Source organism: Haloleucobacter albus (assembly GCF_052492075.1).
Genome location: NZ_JBQWAS010000025.1, coordinates 21,519 through 42,002 on the forward strand (window position 1 = coordinate 21,519; position 20,484 = coordinate 42,002).

A 20,484-nucleotide genomic window follows, 5' to 3' on the forward strand; every position below is an offset into this window, starting at 1 on the left:
TTCCCGTATGTATGCCCTTGCGCCCTCACTCGATCACATTGCCGCGCAGCAGGAACTTGCAGAAGGAGACGGTGGTGACAAAGCCCACCATGGCGAACAGCAAGGCGGCTTCAAAATACACAGACGTATTGAAGATGATGGCCAGCAACACGATGAGCGCAATGGTATTGATGACCAGCGTATCAAGCGCCACCACCCGGTCCACGGCATCCGGCCCCACGGCCAGCCGGTAGAGGGTGAGCAGCATGGCCACGCACACGGCGAAAGCCGCAATGATGGAGGCGATGGCGATCATTCGAATATCCTCTTCAGCCGCTGCTCGTAACGATCCTTGATATTGGTCACGACCTCCTGCGGGTCATCATAATCCAGGCAATGCACCAGCAGCACCTTGCCGTCTGAACTGATGTCCACGCACACCGTGCCGGGGGTCAGCGCGATGGTGCCGGTGAGCACAGCAATCGCCTCCGGTGTTTCCAGCTCCAGCGGCACAGTCACATAGGTGGAGCGCAGGCTGTCACCACGGCGGAACAGGATGAGCTTCGCCACATACAGGTTTGAAACCACCACATCCCACAGCAAAATAAGCAGATAGGCCAGAAGGGTGAGCGGCGCCCGCATGCGCGGCCGGCCGGGCCAGAAATCCGCCATATAAAGCGGGATGAGAAAGCCCAGCACCGCGCCCATGATGATGAGGCCCGGCGTCACCTCATTGGCCAGAAAAACCCAGACAATGGCGATACACACGCTCAACAGCGGATGCGGAAACAGACGCCTCATGGCTCAGTATCCTCCCGGCGGTTCGCCCGGCCTCTGGCCGAGCACGGCGGCGACATAGCCATTACGATCCAGCGCCTGCGCGGCGGTCTCCTGCATCCACGCCGCAGCCGGCCCACCGGCCAGGGTCCAGCCCATCAGAACAGCCAGCAACAGGCCGATGGCCCCCGCCGGGCGCATGATCTTCGGTCGCGGGTCCGTCCGCTCGGCGGGTGCCGGCGCACTGGCCCAGAACAGGGTGGAACCCGCCCGTGCAAAACCATAGATCAGCAACAGGCTGGTGATGAGGATCACCCCCCAGATCCACGGCCAGCCCGGAGATGTGCGGACAGCTTCGAGGATCATCACCTTGCCGATAAAGCCGGAAAGCGGCGGCAGGCCCACCATGCCCAGCGCCGCCAGCATGTAAAGGCCGGCAATCATGCGCTCGGCCCGCATGGCCATGGCCGGGCGCAGGCGATCTTCCATGCCGCCACGGCCCTCCGCCACCATGCCGGCGATGAGAAACAGCGCAGCGCCGGCGAGCGTGCTGTGCACCAGATAATAGAGCGCCGCCGCCACGCCGGTGGCGTTGAACAGCCCCAGCGCGATCAGCAGCGTACCCATGGAGGCCACGACCGCAAAGGCCGCAATGCCCTTCAGCGTGCGCGTACCCACCACGCCAATGGTGCCCAGCACCACCGTCACCACCGCCGCCGGCAACACATAGGGGGCCGCAGCCATGGCCAGCGCCCCGGCATCCGCACCAAAGATCAGGCCATAGACCCGCAAAATGGCATAAGCCCCCACCTTGGTCATAATCATGAAAATGGCCGCCGCCGGCGCAGAGGTGGAAGCATAGGTGGCCGGCAGCCACCAGTGTAGCGGCACCAGAGCGGCCTTGGTGGCGAACACCAGAAACAGCAGCAGCGCCCCGGCTTTCAGAATGCCGGGGTCCGCTGCCGCCACCTGAGGCACCTTCACCGCCAGATCCGCCATGTTCAGCGTGCCGGTGACGCCATAGATCAGCCCGATGGCGATGAGGAACAAAGTGGAGGCCACTAGATTGATGGCCACATACTGGAAGCCCGCCTTCAGCCGGGCCGAGCCACCACCATGCACCATCAGGCCATAGGAGGCGATGAGCATCACCTCGAAATAGACGAACAGATTGAAGATGTCGCCGGTGAGAAAAGCGCCATTGATGCCCAGAAGCTGGAACTGGAACAGAGGATGAAACAGCCGCCCCTTGCGATCGGACCCGGCAGAGGCATAGAGCACCACGCCCAGCCCCAGAACCGCATTCAGCACCAGCATGGTGGCCGAGAGCCTGTCCAGCACCAGCACGATGCCATAAGGCACCGGCCAGTCGCCCAGCTTGTAAACCACCGGAACCCCGGATGCGGCCTGATAGAGCAGCCCGATACTCACCGCCAGCAGCAGGGTGGTGGCGGCAATGGACACTGTGCGCTGGGTTTTAAGATGCCCGCGCAACCCCAGAATGATGAAAGCCGCCGTCAGCGCCGGAATGACGATGGGCGCAATGATGAGATTGGTCATGCCGGGCCTCCCTCATGCGGGGCGGCTGGGCTCTTTTCCCCGGAGACGGAAGGCGCATTGGAGACGCGGGTCGCACTGGATGGCAGGATGAAGCCCGTGACAGAGGATGCCGCCGAACCGGAGCGCACGCCCGAGCCCGGCTCCACATCCTCAGGTGCCACCTCCAGGCGGGACTGGTCCGACCCGGTTTCCAGATAGCCGCGCAGCGCCAGCACCACGATCAGCGCCGACATGCCGAATGAAATGACGATGGCCGTCAGAACCAGCGCCTGTGGCACCGGATCGGCATAGGCCATCACATCCGGTGAAATGACGGGCGGGCTGTCAATGGCCAGCCGGCCCATGGAGAACAGGAACAGGTTCACCGCATAGCTGAGAAAGGTGATGCCCAGAATGATGGGGAAGGTGCGGCTGCGCAGCATCAGATAAATGCCGGTTGCCGTGAGAATGCCAATGGCGCTGGAGACAAGCAGTTCCATGGCTCACTCCTTCCCCGATGAGGAAATGGACGTTTCCGCCACCACCGCATCCGGCATGAGGGCTGCGGCCGCCGGCGCGGCTGGAGGCAACACCTCTGCCGGCGGTTCCAGCGGAATATCCATTGGCTGATCGGTGGATTTGGGCGGATCGACCCGCACCGCCACGCGAGAGAGGCGCGCCAGAGACAGCACCATCACGCCCACCACGGTGAGAAACACGCCCAGATCGAACAGCATGGCCGAGGCCAGCTCGAAATCGCCGATCACCGGCAGGTGCACATGGGCAAACGTACTGGTGAGGAAGGGGTCATCAAACAGCAGCGGGGTCAGCCCCGCCAGCCCGGCAATGGCCACGCCGATGCCGATCGCAGTCTGCGGGTCCAGCCGCAGACGATCCGCCGCCCAGATATAGCCCGAGGCGATGAACTGCATGATAAAGGCAATGGCCACCACCAGCCCGGCAATGAAGCCGCCGCCCGGCTCATTATGTCCGCGCAGGAAGATATAAAGCCCCACCACCATGGAAAGAGGCAGCAGCACGCGTGTGGCCACCACCAGAATGAGGGGGTGGGCGTCACTGGCTTCGAGTTGCGGCAGCATGCTGCGCAGGCGACGCACGGCGGAATCGCGCAATTTCACATCCAGCAGGGCGAAGATGGAAATGGCGGCGATACCCAGAACGATGATTTCCGAGAAGGTATCGAAACCGCGAAAATCCACCAGAATGACATTCACCACATTGGTGCCACCACCACCGGGCTGGGCGGTGAGCAGGTAATAATCGGCGATCTCCGTCGGGCCGTTGCGGGTCATCACCCAATAGGCCAGCAGCGCCACTCCAAGGCCGGCGACAGAAGCCAGAATGCCATCGCGCCAGCGGCCCGTCACATTGCGGCCCAGCGGGGTTTCCTTGGGCAGCAGGTTCAGCGCCAGCAGCATGAGAATGGTGGTGACGACATCCACAGAGATCTGCGTCAGGGCCAGATCCGGCGCGGAAAACTGGATGAAGGCCAGCGACACCACCACGCCCACCACACTGGTGAGGATCAGCGCCAGCAAGCGCTCGCGATGGCGCATCACAACCATGAGGCTGACCATGACAAGAGCGAACCAGGCCACCACCGCCGGGGCGTTCACTGGCAGCAGCGGGCGGGCGCCATCATTGGTAGGGGTGGTCCAGATGGCATAGGCACCGAACAGGACAATGGCCAGGAAGGTGACGCGCAGATAGCGCATCAGCGAACCATCATGCAGCCGCCCCAGCACCCCGCGCGATCCCCGCACCAGCACGCTGAAGGTGAAAGTGAACATGCGCCGGGCATCCGGCCGGGGGGTGGCGAGGCGCAGCGCATTGGCCTTTTGCCAGCCCAGATAATAGAAGCCGAGCCCCCCGGCGAAGGCGATGGCGCTCATGATGAGCGCCGCTGTGACGCCATGCCACAAGGCGAGGTAAAAATTCGGCAACGGGCCCTGAATCACGGCCTCGGAAATGCGCGCCAGCACCAGCCCCACCACCTGTTGCGGCATGATGCCGATGGCGATGACCGGCAGCACCAGAAGCGCCACAGGCAGCCACATGCCCACGGGCGGATCATGCGGGGCATGAGAATAATCCACCCGCTTCGGCCCAAGGAAAGTGACGAAGGCGAAGCGCGCTGAATAGGCCACCGAGAACAGCGCCCCCAGAGTGGCCACCAGCGGAAACAGCCAGGGCTGGCCGAGATAGACCGTATGGGCCGCCTCTTCCAGCATCATCTCTTTGGAGAGAAAGCCGTTGAAGAAAGGCACGCCGGCCATGGCCGCCGCCGCCAGAAGGGAGAGCGTGCCGGTGATGGGCATGAGCTTCAGCAGGCCGCCGAGACGCCGCATGTCCCGCGTACCGGCTTCATGGTCCACAATGCCGGCGCTCATGAACAGCGCGGCCTTGAAGGTGGCGTGGTTGAGAATATGAAACACCGCGACCATTGCCGCCACCGGCGTGCCCAGCCCCAGCAGCATGGTGACAAGCCCCAGATGGCTGATGGTGGAATAGGCCAGCAGGGCCTTCAGATCGTGCCGGAACATCGCGATCCAGGCGGCGATGGCCATGGTGGCCAGCCCCACCGGGGCAACGATGAGAAACCACGCCTCTGTACCCGCCAGCACTGGCCACAGCCGCGCCAGCAGGAAGATGCCCGCCTTCACCATGGTGGCCGAATGCAGATAGGCTGAAACCGGCGTAGGCGCAGCCATGGCGTGCGGCAGCCAGAAATGGAACGGAAACTGCGCAGATTTGGTGAAGGCCCCCAGAAGGATCAGCCCCAGAGCCGGCAGATAGAGCGGGGAAGCCTGAATGCTCTCGCCCCGCTCCAGAAGCTGCGAAATCTCATAGGTGCCGCCGGCCTGCCCCAGCAGAATGAGCCCGCCCACCAGCGCCAGCCCACCCCCGCCGGTGACGATCAGCGCCATGCGGGCCCCACGCCGCGCATCGGCCCGGTGCCGCCAGAAGCCGATGAGCAGGAAGGAGGTGAGGCTCGTCAGCTCCCAGAAGATCAACAGCAGAATGAGATTATCGGACAGCACCACGCCCAGCATCGCCCCCTGGAACAGGAGCAGATAGGAGTAGAAGCGCCCCATCGGATCTTCGCGGCTGAGATAGAAGCGCGCATAGAGAATGACCAGCAGGCCGATGATGAGAATCATGGCCGCGAAGAACAGGCTGAGCGCATCGAGCCGGAATGAGAAATTCAGCCCGATTTGCGCCACCCAGGGCACGGAAAACTGTTCCACCCCTCCGGTGAACACCTGTCTGGCGCGCGACAGCACCAGCCCCAGCGTGACAAAGGACACGAACCCCGCCGACGCCGCGCAGGCACCACGCCCGGTGCGGATCAGCATGGACGGCAAAATGGCCCCGAGAAGGGGCAGAAGGGGAATGAGCCAGAGCATCATGGGCGCTCACACGGAACTGAGGCGCAAAGACCAAACAGCGAAAGAATGGCCCGCAGCGACACAGGCCAACAAGCCCACAACCGGCAGTTCCGGGCCAGAAATCGCGTGTTTTCACATGGGCCTGTGCAGATGAACAAAGCATCCCACATTTCCAGATGCGGGTTAAACACCCCGCCCATGTTGTTCGTCAGTTCTGTATGAAACCTTATCCCATGCAATATCTGGCTTTTCTTCATGCTGTGTTCGGGCAGCCTGTCAGGTCACTGGAAGGAAGGCGGTCACATGCTGGAATTTTGTGCCGCGCCTGAGCGTAATGATATAGCTGAAATCCCGGCGAAAATGAAACCATATTACAAGACGGCCCAAGCTTCGCCCCCTTCCGCCCCCGCGCCGCCCCACTGAAAAACAGGAGGTGGGAAGGGCTGGCTGACCTAGCCCTGTTTCTTCGCCCAGTCCTGCGCAATCTTGCGACTGAGCGCGAGGAAGGTGAACAGATGCGGGCTCTGATTGTCGCGCCGGTAGTTCAAAGACAGGCCGGTACCGGGATTATAGCCCTCATAAGGCATGAACAGCATTCCAATCCGGCTGGATTCCGCCACCGAGGCCGGCACAATGGAAATGCCCGCCCCAATCGCCACCAATGACATCGCGGTCTGGAAATCCTGCACCATCACCTGGTCGCGCGGGGTGTAGCCTTCATGGCGACAGCAATCGAGAATATAATCCGCATAGCTCGGGCGCGGCTGCATGGGATAGAGAATGAAGGTCTCCGCCTTCATTTCGGAGAGGCGCAAGGTCCGCCCCTCATATGTATCCGGAACAGCGGCGATCAGCTTTTCCCAGACGATGCTTTCGGATTTCAGCTCCGCATCATCCAGCCGGGGACGGGCAATGGCGATGTCGATCTCGCGCTGGATCAGCGCGCGCTTGAGGTCGGCATTGTTCATGGCCCACAAGGTGAACTCCACCTCTGGATGTGCCGTGCGGAAGGCCCGAATGAGCCGCGGGAAAATGCCCCCGGAGGTGGCGCTGCCCACAAAGCCGAAGCGCAACCGCCCGGCCTTGCCCTCACCCACCCGGCGCACCTCGGTTTCGGCGCGCTCCACCAACGCCAGAATCTCGCGCGTATATTGCAACATCAGCTCCCCGGCCTGGGTGAGCTTGATCTGGTTCCGGCTCCGGTCGAACAGATCTGCCCCAACATTCTGTTCCAGTTGGGCGATCTGCCGGCTCAGCGGCGGCTGGGCAATATTCAGCCGCGCAGCCGCACGGCAGAAATTCAGTTCCTCCGCCACGGCCAGAAAGTAAGTCAGCCGTTTGAAATCCATGCCCCTCAGCCTGTCAGCTTGCGCAATGCAGATGAAAAACAACATGGCGACACCGCCATGCGACCGGCCCGCCAGTCATCACCGCAGGACGCAGACCGGCAAACCTCATGGACCGTGCTTTTCAGCCTGGGGGCGTTGAGACTTTTCTCCGTATCATTCTGCTTCCTCCCTGATGCACGGGCTTTGCCCTTGCCGGTTTTCCGGCTTGTTTCACATTTTGAATGCGGATGATGTCATGCGCAGAAGACTCTCTGCGTCACAACCCGCTCAACCATGAGGATGAGGCCGGGTTGGCGCACCGGCCTCATCCTCATATTCGGCCAGAAGGCCGGCACAGGTGCCCATTCTCAAGCAAACCTGCGGCGCGTTCACACCACGAAAACGCTCTCCCGCCCTGTCCTGCACAGTTTTCACGAACTGTTTTGCGCGCAGGACGGGCTAGAACATCACCTCTTCTTCCACACACTCCCCCGCCTCACAGCCCGGCGCTCCAAAGCGCCCGCCATGGAACAGCAGGGGCGCACGCCCCGCGCTCTTGCGCAGCGCACGCACCCGGCCAATCACGATGGAATGATCTCCGGCCGGAATTTCCTGTTCCACATCCGCCGAGAACACCGCCACGGCATCGCGGATGGCCGGCATGCCCGCCAGTTCGCAGAACACATTGGAGGTGTCATCCATTGGGCGGCCCGCAAAATGCCAGGCCATGTCTTCGGCCTCGCCCTGCAAGACACTGACGGCGAAACTGCCGCTTTCGCGCAGCTTGGACAGCATTTTCGCCTTCTCTCCCAAAGAGATGGCCACCAATGGCGGGTCCAGTGAGATAGACATGAAGGCATTGGCCGTCATGCCATGCACATCTCCCTCATGACGTGTGGTGATGACAGTAACACCGGTGGCGAACAGTCCGCAGGCATCGCGGAAATGGCGTTTCTTGGTTTCAGGCATGATGATTTTCCCGCGATGAGAGGGCAGTGGTCTGCAAGTCTTGCATCTGGCACAGGCTTGCCGTGTTGAGAGGCGCTTCGGAAGCGCAGGCGATCATTCCTCCCTGAAGGCGGTCGGCCTCCTGCTGCCGCCCTTCCCGGCGCAGGGCGCGGATGCGTGTGCTGGAAATGCGCTCGCCCGCCGGGCACCGCACCTCCTCCAGCACCTGCACACGGAAATGGCGCGTCAGCTCGGCCACATTGCCTGCCCCCTGCGCACCGAAGCGGAAATCCGCTCCCACCCACACTTCACAGGCCCCCAGCTGCTCCAGATCTGCAATGAAGGCGGCGGCCGGGCGACGGCGATAGGCCTCATCGAAACGCGCCACCACCACATGATCCGCCCCAAGCGCAGCCAGACGACGCACCTTTTCGGCATCGTCCATCAAAGGTTCCGCAGTGCCGAAGAAATGACGGGGCGCGGGCGCGAAAGTGTGCACCACCGCAGGCACACCCAGCTTTCGCGCTGCAACAACGGCCTGCGTCACAAGCTCCTGATGGGCAAGATGAACGCCATCAAAAGCCCCGATCGTCACCACACTGGCGCACAGCTTCAGCCCACCACCCCAATGTATGGCGGCACCCTCCGGGAAAACCTCCATGGCTATACCTCCCCATGTTGTGGAAGACCCACAATTCTTCATGCTCATTACGGTTACCGGCACCGCCTGTTCCCGCAATACCGCAGCCGGTATGATGCAATACCTAGGCTTCTCCACGCGGCGTGTCTTAACTGTCCCCATCACCGGGGATACCCCGAAACCTGACTTCAAAATGTCGGGCCTGAGAACAGCAGGGAGGAAGCAAGACGTGACCGCCAACACGAAAGCAGTCGAATCCGCTACGAGCCAGGAAACCGACGCCTATACTGGCGCCGAATATCTGGAAAGCATTCGCGATGGGCGTGAAGTCTACATCTATGGCGAGCGCGTCAAGGATGTGACCACCCATCCGGCCTTCCGCAACTCCGCCCGCATGGTGGCGCGCTGGTATGACCGCTTCCACGAGAACAAGGCGCGGATCGGCATGACCACACAGACGGGAAGTGGCAAGCTCACCCACCCGTTCTTTCTCGCTCCGAAAAGCTCGGAAGACCTGATCCGCGCCCGTGACGCCATTGTGGATCTTCAGCAGGTCTCATATGGCTGGATGGGCCGCTCGCCGGACTACAAGGCGGCCTTTCTTGGCACGCTGGGCGCGAATGCCGAATTCTACAGCGAATATGCCACCAATGCGAAGAACTGGTACCATCGCACCCAGCAACGACTGGATTACTGGAACCACGCCATCGTCAACCCGCCGATCGACCGCGGACGCCCGCTGGAAGAGATCAGCGATGTCATCATGCATGTGGAAAAGGAGACCGACGCCGGCCTCATTGTTTCCGGTGCGAAGGTGGTGGCCACCGGCTCGGCCCTGACCCATTACAACTTCATCGCCCATTACGGCATTCCGGTGAAGGACAAGGCTTTTGCCCTCATCTTCACCGTGCCCATGGATGCGCCCGGCGTCAAACTGATCGCCCGCACATCCTATGAGTTCATGGCCGCCGCCACCGGCTCGCCCTTCGATTATCCGCTCTCCAGCCGGCTGGATGAGAATGACTCCATCCTTGTCTTCGACAAGGTGCTGGTGCCGTGGGAGAATGTGTTCATCTATGGCGATGTTGAAAAGGCCAATGGCTTCGTGCCAGCCTCCGGCTTCGTGCCGCGCTTCACCATGCACGGGCTGGCCCGCCTGACGGTGAAGCTGGATTTCCTCGCGGGCCTGTTCTCCATGGCAGTGGACGCCACCGGCGCGCGGGATTTCCGCGGCGTACAAACCGGCGTCGGCGAGGTGATCGCCTGGCGTAACGCCTTCCGCTCCATTCTCGACACCATGGTGAAATCGCCGGACGCCTGGCCGGGCACCGATGGCCATGTGCAGCCCAACGTCAATGCCGGCATGGCCTATCGCGTTCTCGCGCCAATCGCCTATCCGCGCATCAAGGATCTGATCGAGCGGCATGTGGCCAGCGGGCTCATCTATCTGCCCTCCAGCGCGGCGGATTTCGAGAGCGAGGCCATCCGCCCCTATCTCGACCGCTTCGTGCGCGGCTCCAATGGCTATGCGGCGCTCGACCGGGTGAAGCTGCTGAAACTGCTGTGGGACTCCATCGGCTCCGAATTCGGCGGCCGCCATGAGCTCTATGAGCGCAACTATGCCGGCAACTACGAAGCCGTGCGTATTGAAACGCTGGGTGTGGCCAAGGCCTCCGGCGACCTCGACGCCATGCAGGATCTCGTGCGGCGCTGCATGTCCGAATATGATCTGGAAGGCTGGAAGGCGCCGGATCTCATCAATCCGGATGACATCAGCCTTGTCAGCCGCCGCGTGGTGCAAAACTGAAGTAAAAGGCCCCGGAAGAGCGCTCTTCCGGGGCCTTTTACCAGCCTTCAGCGATGGCCGAAAATGGCGCTGCCCACGCGCACCAGTGTTGCCCCCTGCCGGATGGCGGCCGGAAAATCCGCGCTCATGCCCATGGAAAGCTCGTGCAGGCCGTTGCGCGCGGCGATCTTCTCCAGCAGGGCGAAATGCGGGTCCGGCACCGCCTCCACGGGGGGAATGCACATCAGGCCGGCAATGGTCAGGCCATGCCTCTCCCGACATTCGGCGATGAACGCGTCCGCATCCTGAGGCAGAATGCCGGCCTTTTGCGGCTCCACCCCGGTGTTCACCTGAACGAACAGCTTCGGATGGCGGCCCTGCCGGGCCATTTCAACGGCCAGGGCAGCAGCGATTTTCGGGCGGTCCACCGTGTGAATCACATCGAACAGCTCCACCGCCTCACGCGCCTTGTTGGATTGCAGCGGGCCGATGAGGTGCAGTTCCACATCCGGCCACTGCGCCTTCAGCGCCGGCCACTTGGCCTGCGCTTCCTGCACCCTGTTTTCACCGAACACACGCTGGCCGGCCTCAAGAACTGGCGTCATCTCCTCAGCCGGGAAGGTCTTGGAAACGGCGACCAGCGTCACATCTTCCGCCTTGCGCCCGGCCTCGCGACAGGCGCGGGCCACGGCGTTGCGCACGCCTTGCAGGCGCTCGGTGCTCGTTGTGTGTTCCACCTCAGTCTCCCTTCACCGCCTGTGCGGAACCGTCAGGCTCCAGCCGTCTTGCGCTGCGCAGCGCTGTGCCGGCCGCCGCAATGCGCGCCAGCGCATCCGGCAGGGTTTCCCGCACCACAGCCATATGGAAAGCATTGGCGTGCAGCAGCGTGGTTTCATTCTCCACCAGCCCCACATGGCCGGGCCAGAAGAGCAGATCGCCGCGCCGGAAAGGCCCTTCCAGCGCCACGGGCTGCCCCAATGCCTTTTCCTGCATATCACTATCCCGCGGGGCCGGGATACCGCAGGCCATCAGCGCGGTCTGCACCAGCCCGGAGCAATCAATGCCCAGACTGGAGCGCCCGCCCCACAGATAGGGCACGCCGAGAAAACGCAACGCCACATCCACTGTATCCGCAGCGTACGCCTCCAGCGGGGCCAGATGCACCGCGGGGATGAAACCCTGATCCGTCACGGCGAATGCGCCCCGCATCTCGCGCACCGCCACCGGGCTGGAGAAACACAGATCCATCGCCGGCGGCAATTTGATATCCGCCCCCGGAAACACGAAACTGCGCAGAGCGCTGACCTTATGGGTAGGCATCGCCCTCACCGGCCCCAGCGCATCAGCCGGCATATAGCCCACATAACCATCGCGCCCGAGCTGCACGAAGCTCCAGCCCTCCGCCGATTCCTCATAAAGGGTAACGGCCTCGCCGCAGAGCGCCTCCGTCTCCAGCCCGGCATCACCGCGCGGGTGACGACGCAGGGGCGCACGGGTGGATATGACGCATTGCGCCTGCCCCTCCACATAGTACGGCACCTCAATGATGCCGCGCAGGGTGGTGGCGGCCAGATCCTCCCGCGCCGGGGTCAGACGACGGTCATAGCCTTCGGGCAGTTCCATGATTGAGCCTCACCGGACCGGCAGAATGCAGGCGCAGGCCAAAGCCACCGGCCTTGCACTGTTCAGCAGCATGTCCCTGTTTCACTGACATCCGGGATATGCTGCAACCTATTGTGTGATCGCATATTCTTCACGCAAACCGGCATCCGCTGCGCGAGAGGATGCTCAGCCAAAACGCTCCTGAATGAGCGCATCCAGCGCACGGATAGTCTGCGCCTCCCCCCCTTCCGGGCGGCCGGGGCGCGCCGAAGGGTTCCACGCGAACAGATCCAGATGCAGCCAGCTCTTCGCCGTCTCAACAAACTTGTTCAGGAACAGGGCCGCCGTGATGGCCCCGGCGAAACCGCCGGCGGAGACATTGTTGGTATCTGCAATCTTCGAGGCCAGCATGTTGGCATAGCCCGGCCACAACGGCAGACGCCACAAAGGATCAGCCTCGGCCCCGGCATGGCGCGCCAGATCCGTGGCCAGTGTATCATCTGCCGTGAAGGCCGCCGGAAGCTGCGGCCCCAGCGCCACGCGGGCCGCGCCTGTGAGGGTGGCGAAATCAATCAGCAGGTCCGGCGCATCTTCATCGGCCAGCGCCAGCGCATCGGCCAGAACAAGCCGGCCCTCGGCATCGGTATTGCCGATTTCCACCGAGATTCCCTTGCGGCTCGGCAGAATATCGCCGGGGCGGAAGGCATCACCCGCCACATTGTTCTCCACCGCAGGAATGAGCAGCTTCAGCCGTACCTTCGCGCCGCGCGCCAGCAGCATATGGGCCAGTCCCAGCGCATTGGCTGCACCGCCCATATCCTTCTTCATCAGCAGCATGGCGGCTGAGGGTTTCAGATCCAGCCCGCCGGTATCGAAACACACACCCTTGCCCACCAGCGTGACCTTCGGATGCGCCGGATCGCCCGCCACCAGTTCGATGAGACGCGGCGCACGGGTCGCAGCCCGGCCAACCGCATGAATCATCGGGAAATTGTGCTGCAACAGGGCATCGCCGATGATGACACGCATCTGCGCCCCATGACGCACCGCAAGAGTGCGGGCGGCAACCTCCAGCTCGGCGGGGCCCATATCATTAGCCGGCGTATTAACAAGATCGCGCGTGAGCGTCACCGCCTCGGCGAGACGGGAAACATCTTCCCCATCCACCCCTTCCGGCACCACCAGCCGCGCCTGTGGCACACTGGCCTTGCTACGGTAGCGGTTGAAACGATAGCTGCCCAGCGCAAAGGCCAGCGTCGCCAGGCGAGCATCATCCAGCCCCCCTTCCAGCCGCCACACCCCCGCCGGAAGCAGGCCGGGCAAAGCGCCCGTGGCGAACGCATCCGCCGCATCACCGGAAGGCAGGCCGAACAGCGCCCCGGCCAGCGCACCATCTACGCCGGGCACCAGCAGGCATTTGCCCGCATCACCGTCAAAACCCGCGCCTTCGGCAAAACGGCGCACAGCCTGCGGCAGTTCAAGAGTGGCGAAATCCGCCTTACGCACGCACCAAACGGGCAGGCTTTCAGCGGCAGAAAGAGACAGGCAATCCAGCATGACTTACTCCTCGCCATGGGGGTAGCACGGGAGGGCATGAGCCGCCAGCGTCACACGGGCGCAGTTCACGTCCCCGCATTCCCACCGCAAAAGAAAAGGGCCGCACGACCAGGCAGTACGGCCCTTTTCTCATATCTCATGGCGCTTTCACGCTGGCTCAGTTCGGATCATAGCCTTCTGCGCCACGCATTTCGGCCTTGTCCGCATTACTCTGCGACCTGCTCTCATCGGCCGGCAGGCGCGACGGCGCAGCGTTCACTGGAGCCGGCGCTTCGCTCACCTGCATATGCACCATGCGCTGAGGATAGGGAATGGAGATGCCCGCGCGATCAAAGGCGATCTTCACATCGCGCATCAGATCCCAATACACCGTCCAGTAATCTGCACCCTTGGTCCAAGGCCGCACGATGAAATCCACCGAGCTTTCGCCCAGAGCCGAGACGCGAATATTGGGCGCGGGGTCCTTCAGCACCAGCGGATGCCGGTTCACCACCTCTTCCAGCACCTGCTGGGCGGCCTCGATGCTATCCTCATAGCTGATGCCGAAAACAAGATCGACACGGCGCGTATCGGAAACGGTGACATTGGTGATGACCGTGCCCCACACCTGCTTGTTGGGAATGACAATCACCTGATTGTCCGGCGTGATAACCTTGGTCGCCACGATGCTCACGGATTTCACCGTGCCCGCGACCCCCCCGACGGAGACATAATGGCCTTCATCAAACGGGCGGTTGACCATAATCATCAGGCCGGAAGCCAGATTGGCCAGCGTATCCTGAAAGGCGAAGGCCATGATGAAGGAGGCGCCACCAATCAGGGCGAAGACCGGCGAGATATCGACCCCCAGAGCGGAGAGCACGATCATCAGGCCAAAAGCCATCACCACCCAGTAAATCACCGCAACAAGAAAAGCCTGAAGCAGACGGGACAGATTAGGCACACGCCGCACCCAGCCCGATACGCCCCGCCGCACCAGGCGAGCCACGAACACCAGAGCCAGCAGGGAAACCAGAATGACGGCCACCCGCCAGCCCAGCGCCAGGCCTCCATCACGCGAGATGGCCCAGCCCCCGATCCGCGCCGCCAGGGTGCGGAAATCGGAAGAGCGGGTTTCATCCAGAAAGACCGTGTTGCGGTAGGCCCGGTATTCCTTCACCTTATCCGCATTGCCGCCCTTCTTTTCAAAGGCGTTGATAACTTCGGTAAACTTGTCGAACAGCCGGTCGCGCTCGGCGATCAGCCCGGTCAGCTGGGTGCGCAGGGCAGAAGCCTGCTCCCCGGCCGGGGCATCAGCAAGGGCCAGTTGTGTTTCAACCACCGTAGCGGTCTTGCCCTTGACAATGGTTTGCCACTTCTCCGCGACAGCCGCCAGCTCATCCTTGGTGAGCGGCACCAGCAGCAAGGAGAGATTGTCCACATTGGTGGCGGGGTTAGTCACGGGGGAGGAAGCATCCGCAGGCACAGCCTGCGTTTGCGCCTGTTCCTGCGCCAGTGCGAGAGGCGCACCAAGGCAGATGATGGCCAGAGCGGCCGTGAGGAATAATGCGGAAACAAGCCAGAGCTGGCGAAGCTGTCTGAACATGAGCATGAGGCTGGATCTGTTCTCCGGCAAAAAGGTAGGCGGCGCACAATGTGACGCTCATCCGGCGACGGCACGGACAGGCTAACAGCACCGGCCATGTGGGAGCAAACTAGCTTGATTCCCTCCCGCAGCGCACCATGGCCAGAGGGAGTGTCTCAAAGCTCTCAGGAAGAAGGCTAACCGATAGCCGAAGCAGGTCTTCAGGCCAGCGCCATCAGGCTGGACCATGGATGCAGCAGCAGTCCTGCACCGGCCAGCGCCACACCATAGGGCACACTTTCACCGGCACGGGTGAGAAATGCGATGGGCAACGGCAGGGCCCGGCCATTTGCGCGCACGGTGGCGGCCAGTGTCAGCCCAGCACCGATCAGCCCGCAGCCGATGATGAAAAGGGGGATCTGCACCGGGTCCATCCACAAAGACAAAGCTCCGGCGAACTTTGCATCCCCCGCGCCGATAATGTCATGGGCAAACAGGGTGAAGCCCACACCTGTCACGGCCGCAGCCGCCAGCACCCGCAGGGAAAGATCATCCAGCGGGGCGAGGAGCGCCAGCAGGGCGAAGCCGGCCAGAAGCGCCAGCACCAGAATATTGGGAATGATGCGACGGGCAATGTCGGTGCCGATCGCCGCGCACAGCAGCGCGGGATAAAGCCCGAACAGGATGAAATGGGTCGCTGCCGCCATATCTGCCCGCCCTCGCGTCTGCCCGGCTCAGTTGCCGGCCATGGCCGTGGCGGCCTTGATTCGCGAGAAGGTGGCGATGATCTGGGCCAGCACCGTGACAATGGCGATGGAAAGCCCCGCGGCGATCAGGCCATATTCAAGGGCGGTGGAACCATCCTCTTCATGAAGAAAGCGGGACAAGAGGGTCTGCATCACACGTTTCCGCTGTACGCCAAGAAAACTGTGCGGCATTCCCGCCGCGTCAGAACCACGCTAGGCGGGTGTCCGTTGCGGGGAAGTAAAGATGTGTGGCCGAAAAGGGCCCGCCCCCAGATCCGTTGCGGCAAGGGTTAACACTTCCTGCGCCCCTGCCCGGCCCGCATGTGGCATCCAGCCCCTGCAACTTCCAGGAGCGCAGGGCCCGCCACGCCACGCAAACAGAAAGGGCGCCACCATGGGCGCCCTTCCTCAAACATGCGAACCAGAACCTTCTCGGCCCCGAAGCCCTCAGATCTTCTGATTATATTCGCCCACGCCCGGATGGGTGCGCAGCACACCATCAATCTCGGCGAACATTTCATGCATCCGCGCCTCGGAAACCGGGCTTTCCACCACCACAACCAGTTCCGGCTTGTTGGAAGAGGCGCGCAGCAGCCCCCAGCTGCCATCTTCCGTGGTGACGCGCACCCCATTGACGGTGACAAGATCGCGGATCTTCTGCCCTGTCACCAGTGCGCCTTCTGCCGCCAGCTTTTCATAATGCTTCACCACCTCGGCGACGATGCCATATTTGGTCTCGTCCGCGCAGTGGGGCGACATGGTGGGGGAAGACCAGGTCTTGGGCAGGGCATCGCGCAGTTCGGAAAGTGACTTGTCCGGGCTGCGGTCCAGCATGTCCAGCACGGCGATGGCCGAAACCAGGCCATCATCATAGCCACGCCCCACAGGCGCATTGAAGAAATAGTGGCCCGACTTCTCAAACCCCACCAGAGCGCCTGTCTCGTTCACGCGGCGCTTCATGTAGGAATGGCCGGTCTTCCAGTAATCGGCCTTCACGCCCAGCTTGATGAGTTCCGGGTCAGTCGCGAACAGGCCGGTGGATTTCACATCCACCACAAAGGTCGCTTCCGGGTGCAGCTTTGCCAGATCGCGCGCCAGAAGCACGCCCATCTTGTCGGCGAAGATTTCCGCGCCCGTATCATCCACCACCCCGCAGCGGTCGCCATCGCCATCGAAGCCGAGAGCCAGATCCGCCTTGTGCTCCAGCACCGCATCGCGCATGGCGTGCAGCATTTCCATGTCTTCGGGGTTGGGATTGTATTTGGGGAAGGTGTGATCCAGCTCGCAATCCAGCGGAATCACCTCCGCACCCAGCGCCTCGATAATGCGCGGGGCAAAGGCACCGGCCGTGCCATTGCCGCACGCCACCACCACCTTCAGCTTGCGCTTCAGCTTCGGCCGCTCGGTGAGATCCTTGATATAATGGGCCGGGAAATTCTCGACGAAATGATAGGCTCCGCCCCCGCGCAGATCGAACTTCGCTTCCAGCACGATCTCCTTCAGGCGGCTCATCTCATCCGGGCCGAAGGTCAGCGGGCGGTTCACGCCCATCTTCACGCCAGTCCAGCCATTGTCATTGTGCGAGGCTGTCACCATCGCCACCGCCGGCACATCCAGCGCAAACTGGGCGAAATAGGCCATGGGCGACATGGCCAGGCCAATATCATGCACCTTGATGCCTGCCGCCATGAGGCCGGTGGCCAGCGCATATTTGATGGAGGCCGAATAGGAGCGGAAATCATGCCCCACCACGATATCCGGCCGCACGCCCATTTCATGCATCAGCGTGCCCAGGCCCATGCCCAGAGCCTGCACGCCCATGAGGTTGATTTCCTTCTGGAACAACCAGCGCGCATCATATTCGCGAAAGCCTGTCGGCTTCACCATGGGCTCGGATTCATAAGCATAGGTGTTCGGCGTCAGGACAGGCTTCGGAATCGGAAACATATGTTTCTCCGCTCGGCTTCACAGCAAGGCCCGCGGGCCCGCTGTCATATCGGTTTGGGCAGGCCCGCCACTCTTCTTGCAGCAGGCACCGGCACTTTGCCACGCATTAGCCCGATAGCATGAAAACCATGGCTGAACGATAGCAGCACTTGTGCACGATACAGAGGCATCGTCAAAACCAGAGCTCCACATCGGGGGCCATATGAAACGGGCGGGCCAATCCGGCCCGCCCGCAGCATCTTCACGCGCGCAGGATGGCGCCGGTTTTCTTCGTCACGTCAGCCACGATCTTCGCCGCGACCTCTTCAAGATCCTTGTCGGTCAACGTGCGTTCGCGCGGCTGGAGGGTCACCTCCACCGCAACAGACTTCTTGTCCGCATCTACGCCGGGGCCTTCATAGATGTCGAAGATGCTGGCGGCGCTCACCAGCTTCTTGTCCGCCCCCTGCACGGCCTTCACAATATCTGCGGCCACCACGGCACGATCCACCACAAAGGCGAAGTCGCGCTTGACAGGCTGGAAGGGCGAAAGCTCGATTTGCGGCTTCACGCGGGTGGCCTTGGCCTTCGGCACGGGAATGCGCTCCAGCACAATCTCGAAGCCCACCAGCGGGCCGGAAACATCCAGCGCCTCCAGAATGGCGGGGTGGATCTCACCGAAATGCGCCATGGCGTTGGAGCCCAGCCGCAGCGTGCCGGACCGGCCGGGATGATACCAGGAGGGCGCATCCGTACTGATCTGGAGATTGCCCACCGGCGCACCGCAGGCGGCCAGCGTGGCCAATGCATCGGCCTTCGCATCGAACACATCCACCGCGCCGGCATTGCCGGCCCAGTGGCGGCCTGCCCCATTCGGGCGCGCTGTGCCGCGGCGAATGCCGGAGGCGTGCTGGAACTGGTCCTGCGGCTTGTCGCCCGCAAACACCTGTCCCACCTCAAACAGCGCCACATCCGGGTAGCCGCGCGCCGCATTGGCCTGCGCCGAACGGATCAGCCCCGGCAGAAGGCTGGGGCGCATGTCCGACAGATCCGCCGCGATGGGGTTGGAGAGCGCCAGTTCCGGCGCGCCGCCACCAAACAGTTCCGCAGCCTTGTGCGAGAGGAACGACCAGGTGACCGCTTCCACCATGCCACGCCCGGCCAACGCCCGGCGGGCCTTGCGGCTGCGCAGTTGCAGGGTGGTGAGAATGGGCTTGCGGGCATTCTCGTCACGCGGCAGCTCGGTGGCGGGCACACGCTCAAGGCCGAGAATACGCACCACCTCTTCCACGAGGTCGGCCTTGCCTTCCACATCCGCACGCCATGAGGGCGGCACAATTTGCAACACCGGCGCATTGCCGGAAACGGCAAAGCCCAGATCTTCCAGCACCTTGCGGATTTCAGCTTCCGACGCCTCAAGCCCGGTGAGGCGCTTCACCTCGGCCAGCGGAAATTCAAGGGTGCGGGCCGTATCCGGGATCGCGCCCGCCAGCACCACCTCGGAGGCTTCACCGCCACAGATCTGCTGGATGAGATGGGTGGCCAGATCCAGCCCCGGCAGGGTGAAGGCCGGGTCCACACCGCGCTCGAAGCGGAAGCGGGCATCCGAATTCAGGCCCAGCTTGCGGCCGGTCTGGGCAATATTGATCGGCGCCCAGAGGGCCGATTCCACCACCACATCCACGGTCGTCTCATCACAGCCGGATTCCTCACCACCCATGACGCCGGCGAGGCTCTCCACGCCCTTGTCATCGGCGATGACACACATGGTGTCATCCAGCTCATAGGTCTTGCCATCAAGCGCCAGCAGGGTTTCGCCCGCGCTGGCCCGGCGCACCACCAGATCGCCAGAAACCTTCGCGGCATCGAACACATGCAGCGGCCGGTTGCGATCGAAGGTCATGAAATTGGTGATATCCACCAGCGCATTGATGGGGCGCAGGCCAATGGCCCGCAGGCGCTCCTGCATCCAGTCCGGCGAGGGGCCGTTCTTCACCCCGCGAATGACGCGCAGCGCAAAGGCCGGGCACAGTGAGGGCGTATCGCCGAAATCCAGCCGCACCTTCACCGGAGAGGGGAATGCCCCTTCCACGGGCTTGATGCGCGGGTTCATCAGCTCACCAAGGCCGGCGGCGGCCAGATCCCGCGCGACACCGGACACACCGAGGCAATCGGCGCGGTTCGGCGTCACGGCAATCTCGATGACCGGATCATCCAGCCCGATCACTTCGGCAAATGGCGCCCCCACCGGCGCATCGGCCGGCAGCTCCATGATGCCCTCGCTCTCCTCGGAGACCTCAAGCTCACGCGCGGAACACAGCATGCCGCGGCTTTCCACATCGCGGATCTTGCCGACTTTCAGCACCATGCCATTGGACGGAATTTCCGTGCCGGGCGCGGCGAAGACGGTTTTCAGGCCGGCGCGGGCATTGGGCGCACCGCACACCACCTGTACCGGCGCCCCCTCGCCCACCTTCACGGAACACACCTGAAGCTTGTCCGCATTCGGGTGCTTTTCAGCCGTGAGGATCTCGCCCACCACGAAAGCGGACAGCGCCTTCGCCTTGTCTTCCACACCCTCGACCTCAAGGCCGATGAGGGACAGGCGCTCGACAATCTCTTCAAAAGAAGCGGAGGGTTCCAGGTGCTCCTGGAGCCAGGAATATGTGAATTTCATGGGTC

16 protein-coding genes and 1 pseudogene are annotated in these 20,484 nt (G+C 62.7%); 1 reads left to right on the top strand and 16 read right to left on the bottom strand.

What is annotated here, in order from left to right; all coding sequences use genetic code 11:
• Positions 1 to 25: 25 nt before the first annotated feature.
• The 8 genes and pseudogenes from ACT6QH_RS07475 to ACT6QH_RS07510 form a co-directional block, all read right to left on the bottom strand.
• Positions 26 to 295 (bottom strand): K+/H+ antiporter subunit F, encoded by a 270-nt coding sequence (locus ACT6QH_RS07475; protein ID WP_444974191.1) that lies wholly within the window; start codon positions 293 to 295, stop codon positions 26 to 28.
• Positions 292 to 780 carry a Na+/H+ antiporter subunit E gene (locus ACT6QH_RS07480; protein WP_444974192.1) on the bottom strand — a complete coding sequence of 163 codons (489 nt, stop codon included), beginning with the start codon at positions 778 to 780 and terminating at the stop codon, positions 292 to 294. The genes ACT6QH_RS07475 and ACT6QH_RS07480 overlap by 4 nt, the downstream gene beginning before the upstream one ends.
• A gap of 3 nt (positions 781 to 783) precedes the next feature.
• Complete coding sequence (locus ACT6QH_RS07485; protein WP_444974193.1) at positions 784 to 2,316, bottom strand: monovalent cation/H+ antiporter subunit D; 1,533 nt, start codon at positions 2,314 to 2,316, stop codon at positions 784 to 786.
• A gap of 176 nt (positions 2,317 to 2,492) precedes the next feature.
• Positions 2,493 to 2,795: pseudogene (locus ACT6QH_RS07490) on the bottom strand (Na+/H+ antiporter subunit C); the annotation flags it as partial.
• 3 nt (positions 2,796 to 2,798) lie between these two features.
• On the bottom strand, positions 2,799 to 5,726 hold the full coding sequence (locus tag ACT6QH_RS07495) for a monovalent cation/H+ antiporter subunit A (protein WP_444974194.1): 2,928 nt from the start codon (positions 5,724 to 5,726) through the stop codon (positions 2,799 to 2,801).
• A 431-nt stretch (positions 5,727 to 6,157) separates the two neighbouring features.
• Positions 6,158 to 7,099, bottom strand: coding sequence for a LysR family transcriptional regulator (locus ACT6QH_RS07500; RefSeq protein ID WP_444974195.1), 942 nt, complete (start codon positions 7,097 to 7,099; stop codon positions 6,158 to 6,160).
• A 393-nt stretch (positions 7,100 to 7,492) separates the two neighbouring features.
• On the bottom strand, positions 7,493 to 8,002 hold the full coding sequence (locus tag ACT6QH_RS07505; protein WP_444974196.1) for a flavin reductase family protein: 510 nt from the start codon (positions 8,000 to 8,002) through the stop codon (positions 7,493 to 7,495).
• Positions 7,995 to 8,642 carry an FAD synthetase gene (locus ACT6QH_RS07510; protein WP_444974197.1) on the bottom strand — a complete coding sequence of 216 codons (648 nt, stop codon included), beginning with the start codon at positions 8,640 to 8,642 and terminating at the stop codon, positions 7,995 to 7,997. Before ACT6QH_RS07510 ends, ACT6QH_RS07505 begins: the two co-directional genes overlap by 8 nt.
• Positions 8,643 to 8,814: 172 nt before the next feature.
• Here ACT6QH_RS07510 and ACT6QH_RS07515 point away from each other — a divergent pair, with 172 nt between their 5' ends.
• Positions 8,815 to 10,428 carry a 4-hydroxyphenylacetate 3-hydroxylase N-terminal domain-containing protein gene (locus ACT6QH_RS07515; protein ID WP_444974342.1) on the top strand — a complete coding sequence of 538 codons (1,614 nt, stop codon included), beginning with the start codon at positions 8,815 to 8,817 and terminating at the stop codon, positions 10,426 to 10,428.
• A 47-nt stretch (positions 10,429 to 10,475) separates the two neighbouring features.
• Here the strand turns inward: ACT6QH_RS07515 and ACT6QH_RS07520 are convergent, their stop codons facing one another.
• The 8 genes from ACT6QH_RS07520 to pheT form a co-directional block, all read right to left on the bottom strand.
• A complete protein-coding gene (locus tag ACT6QH_RS07520) occupies positions 10,476 to 11,144 on the bottom strand; it encodes a YggS family pyridoxal phosphate-dependent enzyme (RefSeq protein WP_444974198.1) in 669 nt (222 codons plus the stop codon).
• Between the two features lies 1 nt (position 11,145).
• Positions 11,146 to 12,030: a C40 family peptidase gene (locus ACT6QH_RS07525; protein ID WP_444974199.1), complete on the bottom strand. Its 885-nt coding sequence runs from the start codon at positions 12,028 to 12,030 to the stop codon at positions 11,146 to 11,148.
• 165 nt (positions 12,031 to 12,195) lie between these two features.
• On the bottom strand, positions 12,196 to 13,566 hold the full coding sequence (locus tag ACT6QH_RS07530; RefSeq protein ID WP_444974200.1) for a leucyl aminopeptidase family protein: 1,371 nt from the start codon (positions 13,564 to 13,566) through the stop codon (positions 12,196 to 12,198).
• A gap of 157 nt (positions 13,567 to 13,723) precedes the next feature.
• Positions 13,724 to 15,157, bottom strand: a complete 1,434-nt coding sequence (locus tag ACT6QH_RS07535) for a mechanosensitive ion channel family protein (protein WP_444974201.1) — start codon at positions 15,155 to 15,157, stop codon at positions 13,724 to 13,726.
• A gap of 194 nt (positions 15,158 to 15,351) precedes the next feature.
• The gene (locus tag ACT6QH_RS07540) at positions 15,352 to 15,837 is read right to left on the bottom strand and encodes an A24 family peptidase (RefSeq protein WP_444974202.1); all 486 of its coding nucleotides are present in this window, start codon (positions 15,835 to 15,837) and stop codon (positions 15,352 to 15,354) included.
• Positions 15,838 to 15,864: 27 nt separating this feature from the next.
• The gene (locus ACT6QH_RS07545; RefSeq protein WP_444974203.1) at positions 15,865 to 16,029 is read right to left on the bottom strand and encodes a Flp family type IVb pilin; all 165 of its coding nucleotides are present in this window, start codon (positions 16,027 to 16,029) and stop codon (positions 15,865 to 15,867) included.
• Positions 16,030 to 16,323: 294 nt separating this feature from the next.
• Positions 16,324 to 17,823 (bottom strand): phosphomannomutase/phosphoglucomutase, encoded by a 1,500-nt coding sequence (locus ACT6QH_RS07550; RefSeq protein ID WP_444974204.1) that lies wholly within the window; start codon positions 17,821 to 17,823, stop codon positions 16,324 to 16,326.
• Positions 17,824 to 18,064: 241 nt separating this feature from the next.
• Positions 18,065 to 20,479, bottom strand: coding sequence for a phenylalanine--tRNA ligase subunit beta (pheT, locus tag ACT6QH_RS07555; protein ID WP_444974205.1), 2,415 nt, complete (start codon positions 20,477 to 20,479; stop codon positions 18,065 to 18,067).
• Between the last annotated feature and the right edge of the window lie 5 nt (positions 20,480 to 20,484).

Excerpts from the sequence above, each read along its gene's own strand:
- ACT6QH_RS07480 (WP_444974192.1), bottom strand. The coding sequence starts at position 780 with ATGAGGCGTCTGTTTCCGCATCCGCTGTTGAGCGTGTGTATCGCCATT.
- pheT (WP_444974205.1), bottom strand. The coding sequence starts at position 20,479 with ATGAAATTCACATATTCCTGGCTCCAGGAGCACCTGGAACCCTCCGCT.
- ACT6QH_RS07525 (WP_444974199.1), bottom strand. The coding sequence starts at position 12,030 with ATGGAACTGCCCGAAGGCTATGACCGTCGTCTGACCCCGGCGCGGGAG.
- ACT6QH_RS07550 (WP_444974204.1), bottom strand. The coding sequence starts at position 17,823 with ATGTTTCCGATTCCGAAGCCTGTCCTGACGCCGAACACCTATGCTTAT.
- ACT6QH_RS07545 (WP_444974203.1), bottom strand. The coding sequence starts at position 16,029 with ATGCAGACCCTCTTGTCCCGCTTTCTTCATGAAGAGGATGGTTCCACC.
- ACT6QH_RS07475 (WP_444974191.1), bottom strand. The coding sequence starts at position 295 with ATGATCGCCATCGCCTCCATCATTGCGGCTTTCGCCGTGTGCGTGGCC.
- ACT6QH_RS07510 (WP_444974197.1), bottom strand. The coding sequence starts at position 8,642 with ATGGAGGTTTTCCCGGAGGGTGCCGCCATACATTGGGGTGGTGGGCTG.
- ACT6QH_RS07515 (WP_444974342.1), top strand. The coding sequence starts at position 8,815 with ATGTCGGGCCTGAGAACAGCAGGGAGGAAGCAAGACGTGACCGCCAAC.
- ACT6QH_RS07535 (WP_444974201.1), bottom strand. The coding sequence starts at position 15,157 with ATGCTCATGTTCAGACAGCTTCGCCAGCTCTGGCTTGTTTCCGCATTA.
- ACT6QH_RS07505 (WP_444974196.1), bottom strand. The coding sequence starts at position 8,002 with ATGCCTGAAACCAAGAAACGCCATTTCCGCGATGCCTGCGGACTGTTC.
- ACT6QH_RS07530 (WP_444974200.1), bottom strand. The coding sequence starts at position 13,566 with ATGCTGGATTGCCTGTCTCTTTCTGCCGCTGAAAGCCTGCCCGTTTGG.
- ACT6QH_RS07485 (WP_444974193.1), bottom strand. The coding sequence starts at position 2,316 with ATGACCAATCTCATCATTGCGCCCATCGTCATTCCGGCGCTGACGGCG.
- ACT6QH_RS07500 (WP_444974195.1), bottom strand. The coding sequence starts at position 7,099 with ATGTTGTTTTTCATCTGCATTGCGCAAGCTGACAGGCTGAGGGGCATG.
- ACT6QH_RS07540 (WP_444974202.1), bottom strand. The coding sequence starts at position 15,837 with ATGGCGGCAGCGACCCATTTCATCCTGTTCGGGCTTTATCCCGCGCTG.
- ACT6QH_RS07495 (WP_444974194.1), bottom strand. The coding sequence starts at position 5,726 with ATGATGCTCTGGCTCATTCCCCTTCTGCCCCTTCTCGGGGCCATTTTG.